We start from the raw sequence: 23,952 nt of genomic DNA, 5'->3' as shown, positions 1-23,952 counted from the left end.
TGGACGGCTGTGCGTTCAGTTCGGTGTGCTGGACGGCTGTGCGTTCAGTTCGGTGTGCTGGACGGCTGTGCGTTCAGTTCGGTGTGCTGGTCGGGGAGGCGCTGGCAGGCGCCCCCCGCCTCGACACCGGGCCGGAGGCCGGCCCGGTGGTTTCCGTGGTCATGCCGGGTTCGTCGTCCTCAGCCGCCGGAGATGTTCCGGTTGCGGGCTTGACGGGTGACGCCGCCCGAGAGGTGGTGGCAGCCACCCGGGGCGAGGCCACACCTCGCGAATCAGAACCTCGCGAATCGCCACCTTGTGGATCAGCGCCTTGTGGACCGTTGGCCTGTGGATCGCCGCTCTGGGAGCCGCAACCCTGTGGACGAGCGCCCTGTGGACCACCGCCCTGTGAATTACCACTTTGTGGATTGCCGCCCTGTGGACGGCTGCCCTGTGGACTACCACTCTGTGGATTGCCGCCCTGTGGACGGCTGCCCTGTGGACTACCACTCTGTGGATTGCCGTCCTGTGGACGGCTGTCCTGTGGATTGCAAACCTGTGGACCGACGTTCTGTGGATCGGTTCCTTGCAGTGGTGAGGATCCGGTGCCGGTCGACGGGGTGGGTGGGTGGTCGTTCGGGGATGTCGGGACCGGCGTCTTCTCGGCGACGCCGGTTTCGACTCGGATGGTGACACCCGTCGTGGTGACCCACGACGTTGCGGTCATCTCCGCGAACGCGATCCCACCCACCCCGGCCAGCCCGGCGGGTACCAGACCGCAGAGGCCGGCGACCATGAGGGTCCGCAGCTTCCGACTCCGGCGCAGCGTGGCAGCAGGCATGACCGTCCCTCAAGGAATTCGTTCGACCGAACCAGCGCCGATCCGCTGGCCGGAAAGAACTTAACCCGGGACAGTCATTTCCCACAGTCCCACAGAAGCGGTAATCCAAGCGGACGTGTAAATCTATTGATCGCCGGACTTGGAGCAGGTAGATCCGCTTCTGATCTCCATTCCGAAATTGCGAGAGCGTTTATCCCTCACGTTCGAACAGCACGGGGCTTGCGGACAACGTTCGAACAGACCGGGCGTACCGACACGTTCGAACAGACGGGGCGCGCCGACACGTTCGAACGGGACGGGGGCGTGCCCGACACGTTCGAGCAGGACGGAGGCGTGGCGACGAACGTTCAGTAGCCGGCTCGGCCGGCGTGCAGGCCGTGCCATGACATGAACTCCAGGAAGTCGTTCGACTCCGGTTCGATCTCGCCGAATTCGAAGGAGTAGCAGCTCACCTGATCCTCGCAGACACCGTCGGCGGTCACGAACCCCCAGTGGTTCCCCGTCCCGTCGGGGACGGCGCAGACGAATCCCGGGACCTCGTGATCACCCGAGTTCAGGCCGATGAGATCCCGGGTCCGGTCGTTCGGCGCCACCACGGGAATGACTTCGAGATTTACGAAGCCGCCACCGCCGTACGTCGTCATGAACTGCTTGTATTTCTCCGGCAGCCGAACCCGCAACTCCGTCTGTGCCCGGATCAGATCGGCCTCCGAGGCGATCCACGAGTCGAAGGGTGGAGCCGGCAGGCCTCTGGCCGAATACCATCCGAAGACACTGTCGAAATCGGCCGCGAAGGCATCCATCTCCATCGTGATCCTCTCCGCGCCGTCTGGATCACCGGATCCTGGACTCAGCGGGGTACGCCGATGTGTGCGAACGCGGCCCAACCGTGCAGAAGATCGGGTGGGCAGGCGCCCGCGGCGGATGCGTCGCGCATCGGGGCCAGCGCGTCCGGGCCGGCGCCGGGCAGTCGGCCGTACGCCTCGATCAGGTCCATGCTCGACAGGGCCCGGACGTCACGTCGCGCCTCGGCGAGGGCGTGTGACACGTCCGGGGCGGCCGCCAGGTGGGTGTGGAAACGGTCCATCGTCACCGCCGCGATCTGGTCGTGGATCGGCCACAGGGTCACCACGACGTCGGCGAAACCGGCGATCAGGGCCGCCCGGACCAGCCCGGACATGTCTCCGGCACGGGTCGGCGTGCCCTGCCCGGTCTGGCAGGCCGACAGCACCAGCAGGTCACCGGTGACGTCCCCGCCGAGCAGGCCGGCGACGGTCAGCCGATCGTCCCCGGCCAGCAGGACGCTCGACAGGTTCGGGCGGCCCGGCTCGACGATCGCGTGCGTGGCCAGATGCACCACCGAACGCCCCGGACTCGCGACCCGCAGCGCCGCCAGCGTCGCGTCCGAGCCGAGCAGCACGTCAGCACCGGGAACGGCCCGACGGACCTCGGCACCAGGGAAAGCCCGGCTTTCTTCGGCACCGGGGAAGGCCCGGCCGTCTTCGGCACCGGGGGAAGTCCGACGGACGTCGCGGCCAGGGAAAGCACGACTGTCCTCGACACCAGGGAGAGTCCGGCGGGCGTCGGTGCCGGGGAAGTGTCGGCGGATGGCCTGCACCTCGCAGCGGGTGCCGGGCAACGGCGGCAGGCCGGCCGACGACGCCGGGTCGCCGAGCAGTACGGCGCCCCGGGTCAGGTCCAGCGGCGGGCGGCCGGCGAGCCGGTCCAGCAGCGACACCGCCGGGAGGTACCCGACATCGTGCCCGGTGAGTTCCGGTAGCGCGTGGAACGGCACCAGCGACAACTCCCGGTGCGGCACCACGATGATCCGATGATGCCGTCCGATCACCTCGCGGAACGGTCCGAGCAGGACGGCGGCGAGGCGTTCGGCGGCGCGCGGGTCGGTCCGGCCGTACCGTAGCTCGCGTTGCCAGCCGTTGATCACACCGACCAGGCCGCGGACCGGGACCGGGCCGAGGGTCGCGGCCGTTCCGGCGGCGGTGACCGCCCAGCCGGTGATCTCCTCCCGGAACAGGTGGTACGCCAGCAGCACCGTGCCGGCGGGCAGCCGACCGATGCTCGCGGTGAGGTCGGCGGGTGCGGCGACCCGCCGGGCGAGCAGTTCCGGGGCGACCCGGCGGACCCGTTCCTCGGCCTCGTCGAGGGCACGTTCCGCGGCGTCCAGCCGGTCGGCGCCGGCCCGGTCGTCGCCGCTCTCGACGGTACCGAACCTGCTCTCGAACGTGGAGGCCCGGCTCTCGAAGGCGGAGGCGCGGCGCTCGAAGACGGCCGCCCACCGGGAGTTCGCGGCCAGCCAGTCCCGGGCCGTGCTCCGGGCGTGCTCCGGCAGTGCGGCCAGGTCGGCGAGCAGCAGGGCGGGCAGTCCGCGGGCCCGGTCGGCGGCGGTCAGGGCCGCGATCCCGGTCAGCCCGGTGGCCAGATCCCGGTAGGCCTCCGCAACCGTCCAGTCGTCGGTGGCCGCACCACGGAGCAGGTCACGGGACAGACCGTTCTGACGTTCCTCGAACAACGCGACCGCCTCGGCAGCGTGCCGGGCCTGGTCGGCGGGCCGGTGCTGCAGTCGGCGCAGGCTCGCCCACATCGCCGGAAGGGTCCACGGTTCAGGCGTCACCGTCACCCGGTCCAGATACCGCGCGGCCTCCTCCAAGAACGGCGAGGCCCCGCCCGGCGGGCGCACGCCCTCGTGCAGGGACCGCAACGCGCCACCCGGGTGGCGTTCGGCCTCGTCCAGGTCCGCCAATCGCAGGAAGAAGCGGGCGGCGAGCAGCGGCGGCAGGTGCGGGGCCAGGGCCTGGGCCAGTTCGCCGGCCTCGGCACGGAGCGGGACGGAGGCGAGCACCGCGCAGTGCAGGAGGACGTCACCGCGGGTCCGGTCGCGGGCCTCCCCGAAGGCCGTCAGCGCGGCCTCCTCGTCACCGGCGTCACGCAGTCGTTGGGCGGTGTACCAGGCGGCGGCACCCGGCAGGTTCTCCAGCTGCGCGCTCAGCATCTGCCGGACCTGGACGACGGACCGGTCGTCCGCGTCGTCGCCGCGCCGGACCGGCAGCGCCAGCAGGCCCTGGATGCGGTGTCCGGCGAGCGTCAGCAGATCCGGGTCGGCCTGGTCGTGGGCTTCGGCGACCAGTTCGTGGGCGCGGACCGCGAGCCGGACCCATTCCACCGCCGCGACCGGACGCCCCGCGGCCGGATCACGGCCGGTGGACGTGAACAGGACCGGATCGTGGTCGGCGGACGTGCAACCGGCCAGTTCACGGTCGGCGAGGACGAAGGCGGCCCGCCGGTACCCGGCACCTCCGTACAGGGCGGCGAGATCGATCGAGACGGAGGCGCCGTCGTGGCGGTAGCCGTCGGTGCCCGCCAGCCGCTGGGCCAGCGTCAGGACCGCGCGGGCCCGGGTGAAGTCGCCGTCGTCGCGCCAGCGCCGGGCCCGGACGACCAGAAGATGAACCAGACCGCGGCGGTACGACCGGCTGCCGTCCCGCTCCGCCCACAGCCGGACCGGGTCGATGCCCTCGGCGGGGGCATGCCGGTGGGTGGCGATCGTGTCGACCAGCTGGTGCACCCGGGCCAGGGCGACGAGCGCGCCGTTACCGGCATCGCCCGCGAGCCGCAGGGCCCGTGACAGCTCCTCGTCACGGGCTTCGGCGTCGTCACGCAGGCGGAGGACGTGGGCCCGGCGCAGGGCCACCGACGCGACTCCGGCCCGGCTGCCGATGGAGGTCCACAGCGCTTCTGCTTCGTCGTACGCCGCAATCGCCGTGGTGTGAAGAGTGAACGGCGTGACTGTGACCGAAAACGGTCGGAACGAGAGGCCGAGTGACTCCGGATGTGTGCCGGGGCCGGTCGCCCAGTCACCGCGGATCACCGCCGCGTGGGCCCGGACCGCGCCATCGTCACCACAGCCGTCCAGGGCCCGGTCGACCAGCGCGGCGGCCCCGGCGGAATCACCGGCCCGATGGGCAAGATCGGCCATGACCAGAAGCGCAAAAGCGGAGGCCGACGCGGAGGGAGACGAGGCCGCGGAAGGAGAACCGGGCGCGGAGGGAAAGCCGGGCGCGGAGGCAGATCCGAGCGAGGAAGGAAAACCGGGCGTGGACGCGGAGGAGAGAGAAAAGTCCAGGGACGCCAATCGCCGGACGGCCTGGCCGGTCAAGGCGGTGATCCCGGAGCGCTGTTCGTCGTCGGACACCGCTTGGGCGACCAGCAGTTCCGGCAGGATCCGGGTGGCGAGGACACCTAGCGGCGTGGCCCGTGCCGTCGCGGTCAACCGGCCGCCCGCCGTGACCAGTGCCCCGGCGGCGTCCCCGGCCAGCGCGGAACCGGTCCCCCGCGGCGTCCACTGGTAATCAATAACGGTCGCCAGGTAGCCGAGCAGCGCACCGTCGTCACCGTCCGGCAGGCACCGCATGGCTCGTTGTGGCTCGCCCCCGGCCAGAGCCGCAGCAGCCTCCACCCCGGGTCCTGAGGCGACCCGAGCCGCCTCCGGATCAAGACGATGCTGTCCGATCAGGATCAGCTCTGCGATCATGCCGGCGGTCCTTCCGGCACCGAGGTCCGGACCTCGACCATCACCGTGGTCCAGTCGGCGGCGACCTCCTGCGGGACGGTGAACTCCCGGCGGGCGGCCTGCATCCCGAGGCGTCCGAGGACGCCCCGCAGCCCGCCCGGCGCGGACCGGAGGGCCGACGTCTCGCCGAGCCGGGGCAGGTGGAACGGTTCCGCGCTGAACTCCTCCTCGGAGGCCAGCAGCAGCAGCCAGTCGGTCACCGAAGCGCCGGGCACCGCCTTCCGGTCCGGCGGCAGCGACACGGTGATCGGCCCGCCGCGCCCGGCGACCGCCGCCCATTCGCCGCGGACGAACGCCCCGTCGAACAGGTCGGCGTCCATCCGGAACCGGTCGGTCAGGTCGAGCAGCACGAAGTAGAGCGGGACGGGCCCGGAGTTGCGCAGCCGGACGAACACCGACGGCGGTGTCCCGTCGGGCAGGTAGTGCAGTTCGACCCGGCCGGGCGGCAGTGCCGGACGGCCGGCGGGCGGCACCCGCTCCCCCGGTTCCGCGGGCACGATCTCCAGGTGGACCCGGTCGGCGAGCCCGGAGTTCGGGTTGGCCAGCTTCTGGATCTGCGTCCATCGGGCGATGTGCTCGACCTGCCCGGCCACCTCGGCCACCGGAACCGGTCCGGCCAGTCGTTCCAGGTCCGCGCTCCGGATCCAGTGGTCCCCGTTGCCGGTGACGTCGACCCGCAGCAGCCGGTCGGCCTGCGCGCCGTCCTCCGCGGCCAGGACCCGCACGTGGGGTGACCGCAACAGATCATCCGCGACCCGCGCCGAGCCGGTGACGACCGCGACCGCGGGGAACGGCACCTCGGTGAGCACCATCCGGTACCGGACGTCCGGTACGGGTTCCCAGCCGATCGGTTCGACGGTGCTGCGCATCGTGCCGGCCCGGACGACCCGGACCTCCCGCACCGGCGTGACCCCGTGCACCGCCAGCCGGGTCTCCTGGGGGCCGGGATCCACGCCGTGCAGGGTGCCGATGTCGATCTCCCAGACGTGCCGGAACCGGCGCATCGTGATCGCCGCCGCCGGCGGGTGCAGGGTGCCGCCGAGGAACTCGCGATGCCGGAGTCCCGCGTCGCCGGCCTCCAGGGCCGGTGACTGCCGCCGATAGCGGGCGGTGACCAGGTCGCGGGCGTGACTCCACACGTCGTGGTAGGTGCCCCGCTGGCCGGCCCGGACCAGGGCCCGGCTGATCGCCCAGCTGAACGCGCCGTGCGGGCGCTCGCCGCGGTAGGTCTCGTTGGCGTACTCGTCCTCCCCGCAGGCGGCGAGGGCGATGTGCCGTTGATGCAGCCCACCGGCCCGCGACAGCCCGGGGAGCAGCGCGGCCAGGGCGGGCGGCGTCTCCAGCCGGGGCGCCAGCCGGGGCGGCAGCTCCCCGCGCATCTCGCCGTCCGGATCGCGCATGCCGCTGCGCGAGTGGCAGCTGTCCATGATCGACACCAGCAGGCAGCCACCGGCGAGGACCTCCGCGGCGAGCAGCGCGAGTTCCTTGTCATAAAGATCAGGGATGTCGCCGGTACGGCTGTCGAAACACACCGTGGTCTGGGCGCAGCCGGATTCCTCGGTGTGCGCGAGTTCGGCGGGCAGCGGCGCCGTCGACCCGTGACCGCTGAACCAGAACAGCGCGGTGTCGTCCGGCCCGGCCTGCCCGAGGTGCCGCCGGAACGCGCTGATCACCGCGTCCCGGGTGGCCTGCTCGTCGCATAGTTCGAGCAGGTCGAGGTCGTCGCCGGCGATCCGGTCCCGCAGGATGCCGGCGGCGAGGTCCATGTCGTTGCCGCAGCCTTGCAGGTCGGGGGAGACACCGAGATAGCGATCGATGCCGATGAGGAGCACGAACAGTCGGGCCACGGTGCACCATGCTGCCGCACCTGCGACCCGGAACGGCATCGCCCGCGCGGATGACGCCGTCAGCCTGCGGTCAGGGCGTCGATCAGGCCGGGGAAGCGGGCGTCCAGCTCGGACCGGCGCAGTTCGATGGTGTGGGTGCGGCCGGACACCACGGTGTGGGTCAGCCCGGCTTCGCGCAGGATCCGGAAGTGGTGGGTCATCGTCGACTTGTGCACGCCGAAGTCCCAGTGCTCGCCGCATTTGCCGTGCGGCCGGCCGTCGGCGAGCACCTGCACGATGCGCAGCCGGATCGGGTCGGCGACCGCCCGCAGCACGTCGACCATGGTCACGTCGGCGATGTCCATGCCACCACCCTACCGTTGGACATCCGTCATACCGTCACCTACGTCGACGGTATGACGAGCATCAAACAGTTCTGGCCGTGGGACACCGACGGCATCGTCACAGTGACCCTCGACGACCCGGGCCGCACCGCGAACATGCTGAACCGGCGCCACCACGACGGCCTCGCCGCCTGCCTCGACGACCTGGCCCGCAACCTGGACCGGCTGCGCGGCGTCGTGCTCACCTCGGCGAAACGCTCGTTCGTCGCCGGCCCCGAGTTCGAACCCGGCGAGATCACCGCCGAGGAGGCCGCCGAGACGTACGGCCTGCTGGTCCCGTTGCGCGACCAGGCCCGCCGTCTGGAGACGCTGGGCCGCCCGGTCGCCGCCGCCCTCAACGGCTCCGCCCTCGGCGGCGGCTTCGAACTGGCCCTGGCCTGCCACTACCGGGTCGGCCCGCACGATCCGTCGGTGGTGTGGGCACTCGCCGAGACCGGCATGGGCATCCTGCCCGCGGGCGGCGGCACGGTCCGGGTGACCCGGATGCTCGGCATCGCCGCGACGGTCCTCGACGTCATCGGCCCCGGCACCGCCTATCACCCGGCACAGGCCCTCGCCGCCGGCCTGGTCGACGAGCTGGCCGACGACGTGGTCGCCGCCGCGAAGACGTGGATCCGGGCCCAGCCACCGGGCCGTTTCGTCCAGCGCTGGGAACGCCCCGGCCACCGTGTCCCCGGCGGTGTCACCGCCCCGCCCGGCCTGGCCGAAGAGGTGGCCCGCAGGTCGGCGGGTTCCCCGGTCCGGGCCCTGACGGCGGTCCTGGACGTGGCGGTGCGCAGCGCGGCGGCCCCGCTCGACGAGGCCTTCGCGATCGAGACGGCGGCCTGCCTCGACCTGCTGGCGGCGCCCGAGTTCCCGGCGCTGGCCGCCTACTTCGCCGCGCTGCGCACGGTGGCCGGGACCTTCCCCCACCCTGCGCCGGTACGTCCGGTGCCCGGCACCCGCGCCTTCCCGCAGATCGTCAGGGATCCGCTGGCGGCGGTGTTCTTCCCACCCGAGACGCCGCTCGTCGAGGTGACCGACCCGGCGCTGGTCCCGATGATCCGTACCGGCGGAGGGATCCCGGTCCTGATCCCCCGGGGCGCACCGTCGTTCATCCAGACCCTGCTGGACGCCGGCCCGTCCCCCGCCGACATGGCCGCGGCGGCATCGGGCCGGCCCGTCGACTCCGCCACCGCCACGGTCGCCGCGGTCCTGGCCGCCGGTTACCCCGCCTGGGCCCCGTCCGTCACCGGCTGAGCGGCGGCCCGTGCGGTCAGGCGGTAACGGCCCGGGGGCTCGGCGCGGGAGCGGTGGAACGCCCGGTTGAAGGCGTAGACCGAGGTGTAGCCGACCGCGCGGGCGATGCTGTCGATCGGGTCGTCGGTGTCGCGCAGGCGGCGGGCCGCCAGGTCCATCCGCCACCGGGTCAGGTAGGTGCCGGGGCTCTGGCCGATGACCGACTGGAAACGCCGGGCCAGGGTGGCGCGGGACACCGACAGCTCGGCCGCGAGCTCCGCCGTCGTCCACGGATGGGACGGCCGGCGGTGCAGGTGGCCGAGCGCTTCCGTCATGATCGGATCGTTGAGGGCGCCCAGCCAGCAGCCGTCGATCTCGCCGGGACGGCTGTCCAGCCACACCCGCAGCAGCTGGACGAGCAGGACGTCGACCAGCCGGTCCAGGACGACGGCGCTCGCGATCCCGGGCGCCGTCAGCTCCCGGGCCAGCAGCCGGACGGTGTCACCCAGGCCCTCACCGGCGATGTGCACCACCTCCGGCAGCAGCGTCAGCAGTGGGGTCCGCACCGCCGGGTCCTGCCGGTAGGTGGCGCCCAGGATCCGGGTCCGGACCTCGCCGTCGCCCAGCCGCAGCACCCCGCCCTCGGCCCGGGCCCGCGCGGCGGCGGTCACGTCGCACGCGTGGATGTCGGCGCCGGGCACGCTGGACAGGGTGTGCGCGGCGCCGCGGGGCAGCAGCACCACGTCGCCGGGCAGCAGCTGCACCGGCTCCCGGCCACCGGTGGGGACGGTCAGCCAGGCGGCGCCCCCGGTGACCGCGTAGAACCCGGCCTCGGCGCTCTCCGCCCAGCGCACTCCCCAGGTTCCGCCCGCTTCGACCCGGGCGCCGAGGGTGCCGCGCACCCCGGACAGCGCCAGCACGTCCGCCACCACATCCATGCCGGTCATCGTACGTCTCAGTCAGGGTGAGCAGATGAGACGATCGGACAAAGAACTGCACAGTTCAAGCATCGACCGCGTCACCGGCGGTTTCTAGGCTGGTGCCATGACAAACACTGACACCGTCCCCGACGGCCTCATCCCCGCCGACGTCCTGACCAGCGAGAACCCGGTCGCCGTCTACGGCGTGATCCGCATCCGCCCGGACCGGGACGGCGACTTCCGCGCCCTGATCACCGCGACCGTCCCGCAGGTGCGGGCCGAGACCGGATACGAGCAGTACGAGGTGCACGACGTCACCGGCGAACCGGGCGCCTACGCCTTCTACGAGCGCTGGTCGTCCGGGCTCGCCCTGGCCGCGCACGTGCGGCAGCCGTTCATGCTCGACTACTTCGGCCGGCTCCCGGAGATGCTGGCCGGCGAGTTCGAGACCCAGTGGCTGATCCCGGTGACCGCCTAGACGGGCCCGGTCACCAGTCGTGCACGGAGCCGTCGAGACGGCGCGCCACCGGCAGGTACCTCGCCTGGTAGGGGAAACGGGCCGCCACCTCGTCGTCGTACTCGACACCGAGTCCGGGCGCGTCCGACGGGTGGAGCATCCCGTTCTCCAGGCGGGGGCTGCCGCGGAACACCTCGTACGTCTCGGCGGTGTGTCCCATGTGTTCCTGGATGCCGAAGTTCGGCACCGTGATGTCGACGTGCACGGCCGCGGCGGTGGTCACCGGGGACAGGTCGGTGGCGCCGTGCGAGCCGGTGCGCACCTGGTAGAGGGCGGCCAGGTCGAAGATGCGGCGCAGGTGGGTGATGCCGCCGGCGTGCACGACCGTGGTGCGCACGTAGTCGATGAGCTGCTCGGTGATCAGCTCCTTGACGTCCCAGATCGAGTTGAGCACCTCGCCGGTGGCGATCGGGGTGGTGGTGTGCTGCCGGATCAGCCGGAACGCCTCCTGGTTCTCGGCCGGTGTCGGGTCCTCCATCCAGAACAGCCGCAGCTCCTCGACGCTCCTGCCGAAGCGGGCGGCCTCGATCGGGGTGAGCCGGTGGTGGACGTCGTGCAGCAGGTGGAAGCCGAACCCGAACCGCTCGCGCACTTCGGCGAGGTAGCCGGGGGCGAAGTCCAGGTACGCCTCGGTGCTCCAGGCCTGCTCGTCGGGGAGCGCGGTGGCGGCCGGCTCGTACAGGCTGCCCGTGCGCACGCCGTAACTGCCGCTCAGGCCGGGCACCGCGGCCTGCGCCCGGATCGCCTGGAAACCCCTCTCCCGGTACGCGGCCACGTCGTCCAGCAGCGACTCCACATCGGTGCCGCTGGCGTGGCAGTAGACCAGCACGCCGTCCCGGGAGCGCCCGCCGAGCAGCTGGTAGACGGGCATCCCGGCGACCTTGCCCTTGATGTCCCAGAGGGCGACGTCGACGGCGGCGATCGCGGTCATGGTGACCGGGCCGCGCCGCCAGTAGGCGCCCTTGTACAGGTACTGCCAGGTGTCCTCGATCCAGTCCGGGTCGCGCCCGGCCAGCAGCGGCGCGAGGTGATCCTCGAGATAGGAGGCGACGGCCAGCTCCCGGCCGTTGAGGGTGGCGTCGCCGAGCCCGGTGACCCCGTCGGAGGTGGTGATCCGCAGGGTCACGAAGTTGCGCCCGGGCGACGTCACCAGGACCTCGACACGTTCGATGGTCGCCACCGGCTCACTCCCTCGTCTCGAGCGGGGTCGCCTGTATACAAGTGCCGCCCGCCCGATCAGTCAAGGGTCATCGATGCGTCCACCGGATTGGCCTGTTCGGATCGCGTGACATTGGCACCTCGACGGAGCCAATGCCTTCCTAGGCTCGAGCCATGACACGGGTGGACTTCTACTTCGACGCCGCATGCCCCTTCGCCTGGATCACCTCGCGCTGGATCCTGGAGGTCGAGCCGCTGCGGGACCTGGACCTGCGGTTCCGGCCGATGAGCCTGTTCGTGCTCAACGAGGGGCGCGAGCTGCCCGGGTGGTACCGGGATCTGGTCGACCGGTCGCTCGGCCCGGCCCGGGTGGTCACCGCCGCGGCCGCGGAGCACGGTGAACAGGTGCTCCGCGGGCTCTACACCGCGCTCGGCACCCGCATCCACGCCCGGGGGAACGAGGACTTCGACGCGGTGATCACCGAGGCGCTGGCCGAGACCGGGCTGCCGGCCGGGCTGGCGGCGGCCGCCCGCGACCCCCGCCACGACGAGGCGCTACGGGTCAGCCACCACGAGGGCATGGACCCGGTCGGCGAGGACGTCGGCACCCCGACGATCCACATCGACGGGGTGGCCTTCTTCGGGCCGGTACTGAACAGCATCCCCCGCGGCGAGTCGGCGGCTCGCCTGTTCGACGCCGCCCGCGAGCTGGCCTCGTTCCCGGACTTCTTCGAGCTGAAGCGGACCCGTACCGGCAAATTGGTCTTCGACTAGATCTTCAGACCTTGTAGACCGCGATCGTCGAGTGCAGTTCCTCGGCCATCCGGGCCAGCTCCTGGGCCGTCACCTGGGTCTCGGTGGCGCCGGTCGCCGTGGAGGCGGCGGCCTGGGCCACGCCGGAGATGTTCCCGGCGATGTCGCCGGCGCTGCTGGACGCCTCGGCCACGTTGCGGGCCATCTCGTTGGTGGTCGCGGTCTGTTCCTCGACGGCGGCGGCGATGGTGGCCGCGTAGTCGTTGATCTGCGCGACCACCTCGGTGATGTCGCCGATCGCCCGGACCGCCTGCTCGGTCTCCTCCTGGATCGCGCCGATGCGCCGGGTGATGTCGTCGGTGGCCCGCGACGTCTCCTGGGCCAGATCCTTGACCTCGGACGCGACCACCGCGAACCCCTTGCCCATCTCACCGGCGCGGGCCGCCTCGATGGTGGCGTTCAGGGCCAGCAGGTTGGTCTGCTCGGCGATGCCGGTGATCGCCTGCACCACGCTGCTGATCTCGGCGGAGGACCGGCCGAGCTGCGCCACGATGTCGGTGGTGCGCGAGGCGGTCTCCGCGGCCTGCGCCGACACGGCCGCCGACTGGGTGGCGCTGGAGGAGATCTCCCGGATGGCCGCGCCCATCTCCTCGGCGCCGGCGGCGACCGTCTGCACGTTACGCGACACCACGTCGGCGGCGTCCGACACCGTGCCGGCCTGGGCGGACGTCTCCTCGGCGGCCGACGACATCTCCACCGACGTCGCGGACAGCTCCTCGGAGGCGGCGGCCACGTGCTGGGCGCTGTCGCCGACCTGGCGCACCATCCGGGCCATCGACTCGGTGGTCTCGTCCAGGGCCTGTGCCAGCACACCGACCTCGTCCTTGCCGGTCAGGCCGGTACGGGCGGTCAGGTCTCCGTCGTGCACCTGGATCAGCACCCGCACACACCGGTCGAGCGGCTTGGTGATCAGCCGGGCGATGCCGAGCGCGGCGGCCACCCCGATCAGCAGACCGGCGATGATCAGGGCGATGACCAGGTTCCGGGCGGTGTGGTAGGCGACGGTCGCCGCGTCGTTGTCCTCCTTGGCGTTGGCGATCGTCTGCTCGGACAGCACGTCCATGGCCTGCCGGGTCTGCTGGATCAGCGGAGCGGCCTGTTCCGTGCGGATCTTCAGGATCTGGGCGGTCCGCTGTTCCCGGCTCAGCGGCAGCAGCGTGTCGTTCAGCAGCGTGACGTACTTCCCCCACGCGCCGGCGAAGTCGTCCATCGCGGCGATCCGGACCGGCCCCAGGTCGTAGGCCCGGTACGTGACCTCGGCGTCGCTGATCTTCTGCAGATCGGTGGCGAGCGCCTTCTCCGCCTCGGCCTGCGCCGTCGCGGAGGTGGTGAGGAAATGATCGAGCGAGTCGATGCGGGCGCGGTTGAACGCGTTGCGCATCTCGGCGAGCGTCTGCAGCTGCCGGGCACCGTCGTAGATCACGTCGTTGCTGTCGTTGATCGCGGACATCTTCACCACCGCGTACGACGACACACCTGTCCCGATCACGGCGACCACCAGCACCGCCCACAGGATCTTCGCGCCGACTTTGCGGTCGCCCAGCCATCCCATCACCTTCTACCTGTCGGCAGATGTGACGGCGAATACAGTCGTCCGAGCATTTATCCGGGTTCGTAGGCCCGAATCACCTTTCGCTGGGTGGTCAGCAGGCGGCCGCCGGCCGGGACGACGTGCGTGGTGAGGGCGCTGTACACGGTGCGGGAGCGGACGACCGTACCGTCGCCGGGCCGGAGGATCGTCAGGGTTCCCGCGCCGGTCACGAGGTAGAGCAGACCGCCGGCCCGGACCGGGTCGCGCGGCTGGGTGAGGGCGCGGGTCCAGAGCAGGCGGCCGGTGCCCGCGTCGTAGGTGTTGACCCGCCCGGCCGAGGCCACGTAGACGCGGCGGCCGTCGGCGGCCAGCTCACCGGACTCCTTCGGGATGTTCCACAGGCGGCGGCCGTCGGTGGCCGCGTGGGCGGCCAGGCCCAGGTCGGAGCGCAGGTAGAACTGGGTGCCGGCCGGGTTCGCGGCGACCGCGGCGGGTTTCAGGCCGGTGCTCCAGACCGGTGTGCCGGTGGTGATCCGCCCGGCCCGGGTGTCCAGCCGCCCGGTGGTCCGGCGCAGCAGGACCGTGCCGGCCGCCGAGACCGGGCCGGCGAGCGTCTCGTTCGGGTGGGTCCAGAGCGGTGTGCCGTCGTCGAGGCGGTAGGCGTTGACCCCGTACCGGGCGTCGTCGCAGGTCCCGCACTCGCCGGAGGTGACCACCGCACCGGCGTCGGCGACCGCGGTGTCGACGGTCCAGGCGGCGGTCCGCCGCCAGCGCTGGACTCCGGTGGCGGCGTCCAGCGCGATCAGGGCCCCGTCGTAGTCGCTCGCCGACTCGCAGGCGGTGCCGGCGACCAGCACCAGGCCACCGGCGACGATCGGCCCGGCGCTGATCCGGCTGAACCCGGTGTTGCGCCACAGTCTCTTCCCGGTGATCGCGTGGTAGGCGGCGACCCCGCCCGCTTCGAGCAGGTAGATCCGGTCGCCGACGGCGCGCGGGGCGCCCGGGGCGGGCTCGCAGCCGGGCCGGCCGGGCGCCGGGGTGACGGTCCAGCGCGGCGCCAGCCGGTTCACCGACCGCTCGTTGATCACGGTCTCGTCCGGGTTGTAGCGGGTGTTCCCCGGGCCGAACCCGTCGTGTCCCCACGAGGCGAGCGGTGGCGCGATGCCGATAATTGTGGCGATTACCATTACTTTGTACATATTCTGATGATGCAGGGTGGGTCCTGGACATGCTCGACACGCTGCCGCGGCGCGTCCGGCAGCGGATCCGGTCCTGACCAGGACGTGGACCGAGAATCCGGACAAGGGCAGATTCGACTACCGGACGTACGATCCGGGCACGGGTGACTTCCTCGGCGTCGACTGCTACGTCCCCGCGGGCACCCGCCGGTGGGTGATGAGCCCGGCCCGCCGAAGCCGCTGAACACGTTCAACACCCTGTGGCGAACCCACTCGACCCGCCGGACGGTTCTAGAAGTCCCGGGTGGTTTCGAACCAGGAGCCGGCCTGGTCGGTCAGGTCGCCCATCGGGGTCTCGGTGGTCAGTAGCATCACTGCCTCCCCGGCGTCCTCCCGTTCGGTGGTCTCCATGGCGGGCAGGCGGTTCAGGGCCGTCACGAACCGGTGGATCGCGGCCTCCACCTCGGGCTCGGTGCCGGCCTCGGCTATCGCCTTCTCGGCGGCCCGGAACGCCCGGGTCGCGGCCCGGGCGGACTTCGGCGGCCACGCGGCGAACGGCAGGCGGTACTCGGTGGCGAACCACTCGGGGCTGCGCAACTTCGAGACCGAGGAATAGCCGGGCCACCCCTTCGAGACCTCACGGAATTCGGTACGCAGGCGTCTGCCCTCGCGGTCGTCGACGTTCCAGGCGATCAGGTGCTCGAGGTCCGGCCACCCGGTCAAAGGCGGAAGACCTGCCATGTCCGGTACGAATCTCAACTGCAGAGCGGTCAGCCCGCGCAACCCGGCCAGCGCCTCCAGGTTGGTCAGGCCGCCGGACAGCTGAAGACTGCGCAGGCCGGTGAACGGGAGCAGGCTCGCGCAGTCGAACACCTGCCGCAGCGGCTGCACCGACACCGCGACATCGGTGGCACCGGCCAGCGCGGGCATGACCGGTAACGCACACTCCGCGCCGTCCGGGGCGAACCCCAGGGACGGGCACTCGGCGCCCGGCGCGAGCACCGGCGTGAACCGGGTGAGGTCGCCGCTGACCGAGAAATGCCGGGACGGCGGCAGGACCAGGCGTACCGGGGCCGCACCCAGACGTACGCCCAGGGTGTGGATGTCGGTGTTGCTCGTGTCGACGTCGTGCCCGGCCGTCGGCGCCCAGGTGAAGCCCTCGATCGGCCGTCGCCGGGACCACTCGATCCAGCTCGTGTCGTCGCCCCGGTAGGCGATCCAGCGCGGCCACGGCGACCCGGCCGGCGTGCTGAACCGGTCGAAGACGGTCCAGTCGATCCGGTCGCCCGGCGCGACCCGCAGATCCGCCTCCGGACCGCCCAGCGAACAGCTGCCGACGCCGGGGGCCCGGGTCAGCCGGTGACTGTCCGGCCCGGTCAGCGAGATGACGTCCATCAGGGCGCCCCGGCGGGCTCACCGGGCCGGGCGGGAACCCCGGCGACGGGCCGAACGCGACAGCCGAGCACTGCGGCCAGGCGTTTCCCCGGGAACCCGATCATCGCCCGACGCTATCAGCAGGGCGGCCAGCCCGGCCCAGCCCGGCGTCTCCGGTGGCCGGAAGAGGAACCTGTGCTCGACCGTCTCCAGACAGGCCAGCACGTCGGGGCGGTCGTCGACGAAATGGGTGATGCCGAGTCGCCGGCAGACCGGGGCTTTGTCACGCCGTTCCCGGACGAAATGGAGATGGGCGGGGTTGATCCCGGTCCGCTCGAAGAACCGGTGATGCTCCATCCATTCGCGGGTGTGGCCGGCCACTTTCGGGCCCGCTTTCGACACGATGTGCACCCGCCCGGCGAACGGCCCGGCGGTCAGCGCGGCGAGCGCCTCGAAGACGCCGTCCACGGCGGGGGTCTCCAGATAGCGACCACCGAAGAACGACGTGTCCTCCCCACCGGGAACGATCGCCACGATCACCCCGCCGACGTCCACCCCCAGCGTCCAGTCCCTGTGCACACCTCGAACGTATCGACCCGGTCAACCGATATCGGCGCGCTGCTCCGCGCGTACCGCGGCAAGAGCCCGTTGCCTGTTGGTCTCCGCCGACCGGAGCACCGCGCCGACCCCGATCGCCGCGACCGGCAGGAACAGCGAGCCGGACATCCGGCGCGGCAGCTACGACAGGTCGGCCGCGGTGACCCGGGTGGACTCGTAGGTCGTTTTGGCGACTGGGATGCCCGGCACCGTGGACACGCTCTCGACCAGCATGCCGGTCTTCGCGTCGATGATCAGCACCTCGTCGCCCTCGCCACCGAAGACCTCCGGACCGGCGGTGAGGGTCAGCGTGGCCGTGCCGCCGGTGGTCGACTTCGTCACCTCGACCGCGGCGATGGTGGACAGCAGCCGCAGCACACCCGACCGGACCTGGGTGTTGCCGTCACCGGCGCCCAGAGCCTGGGTGCTGTACGTCCACAGAGCGTTGTCGAGGTGCCGCTCGACGGCCTCCGGGCTGTACGGCTTCGGCGTGTAGGTGCCGCCCTTCTCCTTGACCCGCGCCTGGGCCTCCGCCTGCCCGGCGGCCCACTGCTTCTCCTGCGCCGCGGCGTCCAGGCCGGCGAACGGATCCCCGCCCGTCTCGAGCATCCGGTCCCGTCCGTCGGCCGGGCTGTCGTCCGCCGCGGCGACGGCCGCCTTGAGCAGCGGGGCGTACCCACCTTCGGTCATCTGGTCCTGCTTCAGTTTCATCGCCCGCTTGATGTCGGCCACGCTGTTACCCGAGTAGATCGCGTGGCCGTCGGTGTACAGCGTGTAGAGCACCTGCATGGTCCTGGTGCCGTGCACCTGGGTCGCCTTCACCAGCCACGCGTCGCCCTCCGTGAAGGCCACCGTCTTGATCGACCCGGCGAGGGTCATCAGCGGCGCGTCCGCGGTCGCCACGGCGGCCGGCGGCGCATCCGCACCGGCCATGGTGGCTCCCGGCGCCGAGGTGTTGAGGAACAGGGCGGCGATCGCCGCGGCGGCGGCCGCCACCCCCACACCCGCGCCGATACCGAACCCGCGACGGCGCCTGGTCGTCTTGTCCATGAGTGAAGTCGTCTCCTCGGTCTTGTCCACACCCAGCAACCGCACGGTTCCGGGGTCCTGCATCGCGGCACGCAGCACCGACCGCGCCCGCTGGTGTGCCTCGTGGCTCAGTGGTTGCACGCGGCCCAGGTCACCGACCAGATCGAGCTCGTCGGTCATGAATGCCTCTCCTTCGTGGTGTTGCGTTCCTTCAGAAGCGCGGCCACCCCCGGCGCGGCCCGCAGCGCCGCCCGGGCCTGCATGAGCAGCCGCCGCGCGGTGCCGGCCGGCATGCCGAGGGTCTGTGCGGCGGCTGCCGCGGTCAGGTCCTCCCAGGCCACCAGCCGCAGGACCTCCCGCTCGTCGGGCTTGAGCCGGCCCAGGGCCGACCGGAGCACCGCCCGGGCGTCCACCCCGAGGTCCACCGCGGACCACGGATCCCATCCGCTGACCAGGTCCGACACGTCCGGGACCAGGTCCTCGGCCGGACGGGACCGCCAGTAGCGGCGCAACCGGTTCAGCGCCACCCCGTACAGCCACGGCCGGGCGTCGTCGTACGACCGGTCGTACGATCTCCGCGACTCGAACGCCGCGACCCAGACCTCGCCCAGCAGGTCCTCGGCCGCGTCGCGCCCCACCCGGCGCACCAGGTACGAACCGACGGCGGCCTCGTGACGCTCGACCACCTCCACGAAGGCGTCGGCGTCGCCGTCCAGCGACCGGCCGATCAAATCCGCATCCGTTGCCATGGCCCTCCTTGGCAGAACTTCGCGCTTCCCACCGGACATTGCCGATCCGCCGCGAAAGTGTTCAGAGATCCTTCTCCCCCTTTTGGCCGAGGGCCCTCCGTCCGTGGACAGATGTGGGAGATCTTCGATGTCCGCGAGCCTCGTCGGCATGTCCCCTGTGACTCCATTGCGGAGATTCCTCGCGGTCGGGGTGGTCCTGTCGACCGTCGCCCTGGCCGCCCCCGCCGAAGCGGCGCCGAAACCGGCGGGCCGTGCCGCCCGGTCCGTCACGCTGATCACCGGCGACCGGGTGACCGAGTCCGCGGACGGCGCGATCGCCATCACCCGCGGCCCCGGCCGGTCGGCGATGCGTTTCGTGACGAACCGAACCCCGACCGCCCACCACGTGATCCCCCTGGACGCCTTCGGGCTGATCGAATCCGGTCGGGTGGACGCCGATCTGTTCGACCTGACGAAGCTGCGCCGGGATGGTCACGACGACCTTCCCCTGCTGCTGGAGTCGAAGACCGGCACGACGATCGCCCGGCGGGCCGGTGCCGCGGTGACCCGGGACCTGTCGTCGGTCGGGCTGACCGCGCTGCGGGCGGACCACGACAGCCGGGCCCGGTTGTGGCGGTCGGCGGTCCCGGCCGGGCCCGCGGCGAAGGCCCTGTCGGGTGGGATGACCCGGATCTGGCTGGACGGCAGGCGGCGCCTGACCGACGAGACCAGCAACGCGCAGATCAACGCCCCGGCGGCCTGGGCCAAGGGCCTGACCGGGACGGACGTCACCGTCGCGGTGCTCGACTCGGGCATCGATCCGGGCCACCCGGATCTCGCCGGGCGGATCAACGAGACGGCCAACTTCATCACCGAGCCGGACATCGACGACCGGGCCGGGCACGGCACCCACGTGGCCTCCATCATCGCCGGAACCGGCGCGGCATCAGAAGGCAGACATCGAGGGGCGGCTCCCGGCGTACGGCTGAACATCGGCAAAGTCTGCGACGCCGGCGGGTGGTGCACCGATTCGGAGATCATCGCCGGCATGCAGTGGGCCGCCCCGCGGTCCCGGGTGATCAACATGAGTCTCGGTGGTGACGACTCCCCCGGGATCGACCCGCTCGAGAAGGCGGTCGGCGAGCTGACCGCCCGGTACGACAGCCTGTTCGTGATCGCGGCCGGCAACAGCGGGCCGAGCCGCAACCCGGACGGCACTGTCGGATCGCCCGGCAGCGCCGACGCGGCGTTGACCGTCGCCGCGGTGGACTCCGCCGACCGGATCGCCGGCTTCTCCAACCGCGGCCCGCGTGCCGGTGACGCCGGGCTGAAACCGGACATCGCCGCACCGGGCGTCGGCATCCTGGCCGCCCGGGCCGCGCACAGCGACACCGAACCGGGCCCGATCGAGGGCTACACCGAGATGTCCGGCACGTCGATGGCGGCACCGCACGTGGCGGCGGCAGCGGCGATCCTCACCCAGAAGCACCCCGGCTGGACCGCGGCCCGGCGCAAGGAGGCGCTGATGGCCTCGGCCGCCGGTCTGGACGGCGAGAGTGTGCTGGCCCAGGGCGCCGGCCGGGTGGACATGGCACGGGCGGTCGAGCAGGAGATCACGGTGGACGGCGGCAGCCTGAGTTTCGGCCGGCAGGCCTGGCCGCACGACGACGACACCCCGGTCACCAAGCGCGTCACCTACCGCAACTCCGGCGCCGAACCGGTCACGCTGACGCTCGCGCTGACCCCGCCGCGGCCGGGCCTCACCCTCGGCGCCGGCACGCTGACCGTACCGGCCGGTGGACAGGCGTCGACCACGCTGACCGCCGACACCCGGGTGCCCGGCCCGGACGGCATCCAGGAGGGTCGTCTGACGGCCACCGGGGCGGGCGGTGTCGAGGTGCGGGTGCCGTACGCGCTGGACAAGGAGGTGGAGAGCTACCCGGTGAACCTCGACTTCCGCAACCGGGACGGCTCCCCGGCGACCGACGTCGCGGTGTCCCTGGACGGCGTCGACGGGGGTGCGTCGTGGTTCGAGGTCGGCACCACGCCCACGATGACGTTCCGGGTGCCGCGCGGCACGTACGGCCTGGCCGGTTACGTCTTCCGTGGCCGGGACACCGACACCACCGACGACGACGAGTCCACCGTGCTGGGGCAGCCCGCCCTGGTCGTCGACCGGCCGATGACCGTGCGGGTCGACGCCGGGAAGGCCGCGCCGGTGGCGATCTCGGTCCCGCCGCGGGACGCCGCCCAGGACCTCGGCAGTGTCTCGCTGCGCTGGCCGTCGCTGCAGTCCAGCATGGACGTGCCGTCGTTCCGGCAGGCGGCGGTCGGCGTGGTCGGCTCCCGCAAACCGGTGCCCGGCTTCGTCACCACGTTCACCGGCACGTTCTCCCGGCCCGGCCGGAACAGCCCGTACCTGTACGAGCTGTTCCAGATCGTCCGGGGCACGGTGCCCACCGGATACCGCCGCACCGTCCGCGACGCCGACCTGGCCACGATCCGGGCGACCTACCGGTCCGGCACGCCCGGCGCGGTCGGCGGCCGTTCCTGGCAGGGCCAGCTCGGCGACGACCCGAGCTGGTACAGCCACTCCGGCCTGATCGAGTTCGACATGCCGTTCCACCGCACCGAACACGTCAGCGTGGCCCCCGACCTGTACTGGGCCACCCAGGTGGCAGCCACCACCCCCACCGGATCAGAATCGGTCGACGGCCCCCGACGCCAGTACCCGGCCGGCCGCACCACCCACGAAACCTGGCAGGTCGGCTAGGGGCCTGGGTTCGGCGAGCCACATCGGACATGATCGGGGGGTGGGGGACCTTCTGATCAATCTGTTGGCCAGCGTCATCGCCGGCACGTCCGTGTGGCTCGCCGGGTTTCTGGTGCGGCGGCGCAAGCTGAGCCGGGAGCGGGCGTTCTTCGGGCTCGGCTCCGGCGCGAGTTGCCTGCTCGTGGTGTCGCGGCACGCGTCGTCGCCGAAGGAGTCCAGTGTGCACCGGCGGGACGTCGCCGCCCTGGTGGAGCTGGCGACGATCGCGCGGGAGTGCGGCGCGCACGCCGACCGGGTCGGTGAGGATCAGCCGTCCGGCGAGATCGGGCGGCTGACCGAATTCTGTGTCGGCGGGCCGGGTGACGCCAGCCCGCGCAGCGCCACCCACGTGCGGACGATCCTGAGAGGCGTCACGTACGAGGTTTTCGACGACGTGAAACGGCGGATGTCGTTCACCGTGGGCGGCACCGAATACGTGCTCAGCGCGGAGAACAGTTACGTGCTGCTGGCCCGGTTCTGGGGTCCGGCCGGTGGCCGTCCGGTATTCTACATCGGCGGCCTCAGTGCGGGCAGCAACCTGGCCGGCGCCCGTTATCTGGCCAGGCATCATGCGGTTCTGAACGGGCGGTACGGCGCGGACCGCCCGTTCGCGCTGGTGCTGCGGATCGTCGAGCCGGCCGCCTACGGCACCGATTTCACCGAGTTGGCCGCCGACGTGACCGACGTGGTTTTCCGGCGCGGCGAGGAGAAGGCAGAACTTTAGCGTTTCCCGGCTCGAATTATCCGCACGAGTGTGTGAGGTGGATGCCCGGCGGCCACGGGCACGCTGGACGGCATGGAGAACGGGCTGGCCAGGCGGCAGTTGCTGGGGATGCTTTCGTTGGCCGTACCGGCGATGGTCCTGGCTCCTGATGCCGCGCAAGCGGCCCGCGGAAAAGGCGGGGCCGTTCCGTTCCGGGCCGGTAAGGCGATGCTCGGATCGTATCTGTCGCTGCGCGGAAAGACGCTCACCGAGAGCCTGGCGCTGCGCCGGGAACAGCTCGGCCGGGAGCAGCGGATCATCCACCGCTACTACCCGTGGTCCGGGTACGCGCCGGTCAGCGAGCCGGAGGTGCCGTCGAGCGCGGTGCTGATGGTGTCCTGGGACGGCACCACCCACCAGCGGATCACCAGCGGGAAATCGGATAGGAACATCGCTCTGATGGCGACCCGGCTGGCCGGTATGAAACGGCCGGTGATGCTGCGCTGGGGCTGGGAGATGAACGGCAACTGGTTCTCCTGGGACGGCGCCCACAACGGGAAGAAACCGGCCGGATACGTCAAGTCGTGGCGCCGGATGCACCGGATCTTCCGGGAGAACGGGGCCACGAACGTCGCCTGGGTCTGGTCACCGAACTGGAATTCCGGCCCGGACGTGTCGTGGAACAGATTCCAGAACTACTATCCGGGCGATTCCTACGTCGACTGGGTGGGCGTCTCCGGCTACAACTTCTCGAAAGAATCGCCGAAGACGCTGTTCACCCCGATCGTGTCGGCCTACGGCAAACGCAAACCGATCGTCCTCGCCGAGACCGCCGCGATCGGGCACGGGAAGAACACCAAAGGCCCCTGGATCAAGAAACTTTCCCAGTACGTCACGGAAACGCCGTCGATCGGTGCCGTGGTCTGGTTCGACACCGACAACCAGAAGGGCACGTCCCGCAATTTCCGGCCGGACACCGACGCTGCGGCGCTTGCCGCTTACCGGTCGATGGCGCGCAGGGCCCGGTTCGCCGGCTGAGCCGTGGCCAGCAGCGCGGGCAGTTCGGCCATGTCGCCGAACGTGTGGGTGGCGCCGGCGTCCAGCATCACCTGCGGCGGCTGGTGGGCCGGGCTGTCCGGCGGGCAGTAACCGAAGACGGTCGCTCCGGCCGCCACTCCGGCCCGGACCCCGGTCGGGGTGTCCTCGACGACAGCCGCGCGGGCCGGGTCGACACCGAGGGCGGCCGCCGCGGCCAGGTAGACATCAGGTGCGGGCTTGGTGCGCGGGGTCTCCATGCCGCTGAAGATCTTCCCGGCGAAGGCGTCGGCGAGTCCGACCTTGGTCAGCTGGAGTTCGATCTTGGCGCGGTCCGCGCCGCTCGCGCAGGCCAGTTGCCCGCCGGTGAGCCGGTCGATCGCGCGGACCGCGGCGACGGCGCCGGGGATCGCCAGCAGGTCCCGGGTCAGGGCCACGTTGCGGCGGGCCCGGAACGCCGCGATCCACTCGGCGGTAACGGTGAACCCGGTGCGCTCGGTGATCATCGGGCTCTCGTCCCGGACCGAGCGCCCGACGAACAGCCGGAAACAGTCCTCCGCCGACAGCTCCCAGCCCAGCTCGTGCAGCATCTCCCGGAGCACGGTGTTGGTGATCCGCTCGGAGTCGACCAGGACCCCGTCACAGTCGAAGAGCACGGCGTCGTACGTATCCAGCATGCCGGTGACCCTAGTCATGGCCGG

General features: G+C 71.6%; 21 protein-coding genes. 7 read left to right on the top strand and 14 right to left on the bottom strand.

What is annotated here, in order from left to right; translation table 11 throughout:
* The first annotated feature begins 1,039 nt into the window (after positions 1–1,039).
* Complete coding sequence (locus tag Aco03nite_RS54140) at positions 1,040–1,174, top strand: hypothetical protein (protein WP_275415898.1); 135 nt, start codon at positions 1,040–1,042, stop codon at positions 1,172–1,174.
* Here the strand turns inward: Aco03nite_RS54140 and Aco03nite_RS25085 are convergent.
* Genes Aco03nite_RS25085 through Aco03nite_RS25070 form a run of 4 tightly spaced genes read right to left on the bottom strand, consistent with a single transcriptional unit; the run spans position 1,168 to position 7,599 of the window.
* A complete protein-coding gene (locus tag Aco03nite_RS25085; RefSeq protein WP_203798476.1) occupies positions 1,168–1,629 on the bottom strand; it encodes an SMI1/KNR4 family protein in 462 nt (153 codons plus the stop codon). The two genes, Aco03nite_RS54140 and Aco03nite_RS25085, sit on opposite strands and share 7 nt — an antisense overlap.
* A gap of 41 nt (positions 1,630–1,670) precedes the next feature.
* On the bottom strand, positions 1,671–5,369 hold the full coding sequence (locus tag Aco03nite_RS25080) for a CHAT domain-containing protein (protein ID WP_203798475.1): 3,699 nt from the start codon (positions 5,367–5,369) through the stop codon (positions 1,671–1,673).
* Complete coding sequence (locus Aco03nite_RS25075; RefSeq protein ID WP_203798474.1) at positions 5,366–7,255, bottom strand: caspase family protein; 1,890 nt, start codon at positions 7,253–7,255, stop codon at positions 5,366–5,368. The genes Aco03nite_RS25080 and Aco03nite_RS25075 overlap by 4 nt, the downstream gene beginning before the upstream one ends.
* Positions 7,256–7,314: 59 nt before the next feature.
* On the bottom strand, positions 7,315–7,599 hold the full coding sequence (locus Aco03nite_RS25070) for an ArsR/SmtB family transcription factor (protein WP_203798473.1): 285 nt from the start codon (positions 7,597–7,599) through the stop codon (positions 7,315–7,317).
* A gap of 51 nt (positions 7,600–7,650) precedes the next feature.
* Here Aco03nite_RS25070 and Aco03nite_RS25065 point away from each other — a divergent pair, with 51 nt between their 5' ends.
* On the top strand, positions 7,651–8,877 hold the full coding sequence (locus Aco03nite_RS25065) for an enoyl-CoA hydratase/isomerase family protein (protein ID WP_203798472.1): 1,227 nt from the start codon (positions 7,651–7,653) through the stop codon (positions 8,875–8,877).
* On the opposite strand, the gene Aco03nite_RS25060 is transcribed toward Aco03nite_RS25065, so the two are convergent.
* Positions 8,844–9,794, bottom strand: a complete 951-nt coding sequence (locus tag Aco03nite_RS25060; protein ID WP_203798471.1) for an AraC family transcriptional regulator — start codon at positions 9,792–9,794, stop codon at positions 8,844–8,846. The two genes, Aco03nite_RS25065 and Aco03nite_RS25060, sit on opposite strands and share 34 nt — an antisense overlap.
* Positions 9,795–9,900: 106 nt before the next feature.
* Here Aco03nite_RS25060 and Aco03nite_RS25055 point away from each other — a divergent pair, with 106 nt between their 5' ends.
* The gene (locus tag Aco03nite_RS25055) at positions 9,901–10,254 is read left to right on the top strand and encodes a putative quinol monooxygenase (protein WP_203798468.1); all 354 of its coding nucleotides are present in this window, start codon (positions 9,901–9,903) and stop codon (positions 10,252–10,254) included.
* A gap of 10 nt (positions 10,255–10,264) precedes the next feature.
* On the opposite strand, the gene manD is transcribed toward Aco03nite_RS25055, so the two are convergent.
* Positions 10,265–11,473, bottom strand: a complete 1,209-nt coding sequence (gene manD, locus Aco03nite_RS25050) for a D-mannonate dehydratase ManD (protein ID WP_275415897.1) — start codon at positions 11,471–11,473, stop codon at positions 10,265–10,267.
* 152 nt (positions 11,474–11,625) lie between these two features.
* On the opposite strand from manD, the gene Aco03nite_RS25045 reads away from it, so the two are divergent.
* Entirely contained in the window at positions 11,626–12,225 is a 600-nt protein-coding gene (locus tag Aco03nite_RS25045; RefSeq protein ID WP_203798466.1) for a mycothiol-dependent nitroreductase Rv2466c family protein, read from the top strand.
* A 4-nt stretch (positions 12,226–12,229) separates the two neighbouring features.
* Here Aco03nite_RS25045 and Aco03nite_RS25040 read toward each other — a convergent pair whose 3' ends face one another.
* The 7 genes from Aco03nite_RS25040 to Aco03nite_RS25015 all read right to left on the bottom strand — a co-directional run bounded on the left by Aco03nite_RS25040 (position 12,230) and on the right by Aco03nite_RS25015 (position 18,722).
* On the bottom strand, positions 12,230–13,816 hold the full coding sequence (locus Aco03nite_RS25040; RefSeq protein WP_203798462.1) for a methyl-accepting chemotaxis protein: 1,587 nt from the start codon (positions 13,814–13,816) through the stop codon (positions 12,230–12,232).
* Positions 13,817–13,866: 50 nt separating this feature from the next.
* Positions 13,867–14,994, bottom strand: coding sequence for an outer membrane protein assembly factor BamB family protein (locus Aco03nite_RS25035; protein ID WP_203798460.1), 1,128 nt, complete (start codon positions 14,992–14,994; stop codon positions 13,867–13,869).
* 270 nt (positions 14,995–15,264) lie between these two features.
* Positions 15,265–16,368, bottom strand: a complete 1,104-nt coding sequence (locus tag Aco03nite_RS25030) for a hypothetical protein (RefSeq protein WP_203798457.1) — start codon at positions 16,366–16,368, stop codon at positions 15,265–15,267.
* An 18-nt stretch (positions 16,369–16,386) separates the two neighbouring features.
* Complete coding sequence (locus Aco03nite_RS25025) at positions 16,387–16,926, bottom strand: hypothetical protein (protein ID WP_203798454.1); 540 nt, start codon at positions 16,924–16,926, stop codon at positions 16,387–16,389.
* A gap of 21 nt (positions 16,927–16,947) precedes the next feature.
* Positions 16,948–17,073: a hypothetical protein gene (locus Aco03nite_RS54135; RefSeq protein ID WP_275415896.1), complete on the bottom strand. Its 126-nt coding sequence runs from the start codon at positions 17,071–17,073 to the stop codon at positions 16,948–16,950.
* Between the two features lie 12 nt (positions 17,074–17,085).
* Positions 17,086–18,153 (bottom strand): hypothetical protein, encoded by a 1,068-nt coding sequence (locus Aco03nite_RS25020; RefSeq protein ID WP_203798452.1) that lies wholly within the window; start codon positions 18,151–18,153, stop codon positions 17,086–17,088.
* Entirely contained in the window at positions 18,150–18,722 is a 573-nt protein-coding gene (locus tag Aco03nite_RS25015) for an RNA polymerase sigma factor (protein ID WP_203798450.1), read from the bottom strand. The genes Aco03nite_RS25020 and Aco03nite_RS25015 overlap by 4 nt, the downstream gene beginning before the upstream one ends.
* 148 nt (positions 18,723–18,870) lie before the next feature.
* Here Aco03nite_RS25015 and Aco03nite_RS25010 point away from each other — a divergent pair, with 148 nt between their 5' ends.
* From Aco03nite_RS25010 to Aco03nite_RS25000, 3 genes are all read left to right on the top strand, one after another.
* On the top strand, positions 18,871–21,474 hold the full coding sequence (locus Aco03nite_RS25010) for a S8 family serine peptidase (RefSeq protein ID WP_203798447.1): 2,604 nt from the start codon (positions 18,871–18,873) through the stop codon (positions 21,472–21,474).
* Positions 21,475–21,514: 40 nt separating this feature from the next.
* Positions 21,515–22,237 (top strand): hypothetical protein, encoded by a 723-nt coding sequence (locus Aco03nite_RS25005; protein ID WP_203798445.1) that lies wholly within the window; start codon positions 21,515–21,517, stop codon positions 22,235–22,237.
* Positions 22,238–22,309: 72 nt separating this feature from the next.
* On the top strand, positions 22,310–23,254 hold the full coding sequence (locus tag Aco03nite_RS25000; protein ID WP_203798443.1) for a glycoside hydrolase family 26 protein: 945 nt from the start codon (positions 22,310–22,312) through the stop codon (positions 23,252–23,254).
* Here the strand turns inward: Aco03nite_RS25000 and Aco03nite_RS24995 are convergent.
* A complete protein-coding gene (locus tag Aco03nite_RS24995; protein WP_203798441.1) occupies positions 23,215–23,928 on the bottom strand; it encodes an HAD family hydrolase in 714 nt (237 codons plus the stop codon). The genes Aco03nite_RS25000 and Aco03nite_RS24995 overlap by 40 nt on opposite strands.
* Positions 23,929–23,952: the final 24 nt, after the last annotated feature.

The sequence above is a fragment of the Actinoplanes couchii genome, assembly GCF_016862075.1.
In the GTDB taxonomy this organism is placed as follows: Bacteria; Actinomycetota; Actinomycetes; order Mycobacteriales; family Micromonosporaceae; genus Actinoplanes; species Actinoplanes couchii.
This window is presented reverse-complemented; position numbering and strand designations above follow the sequence as displayed.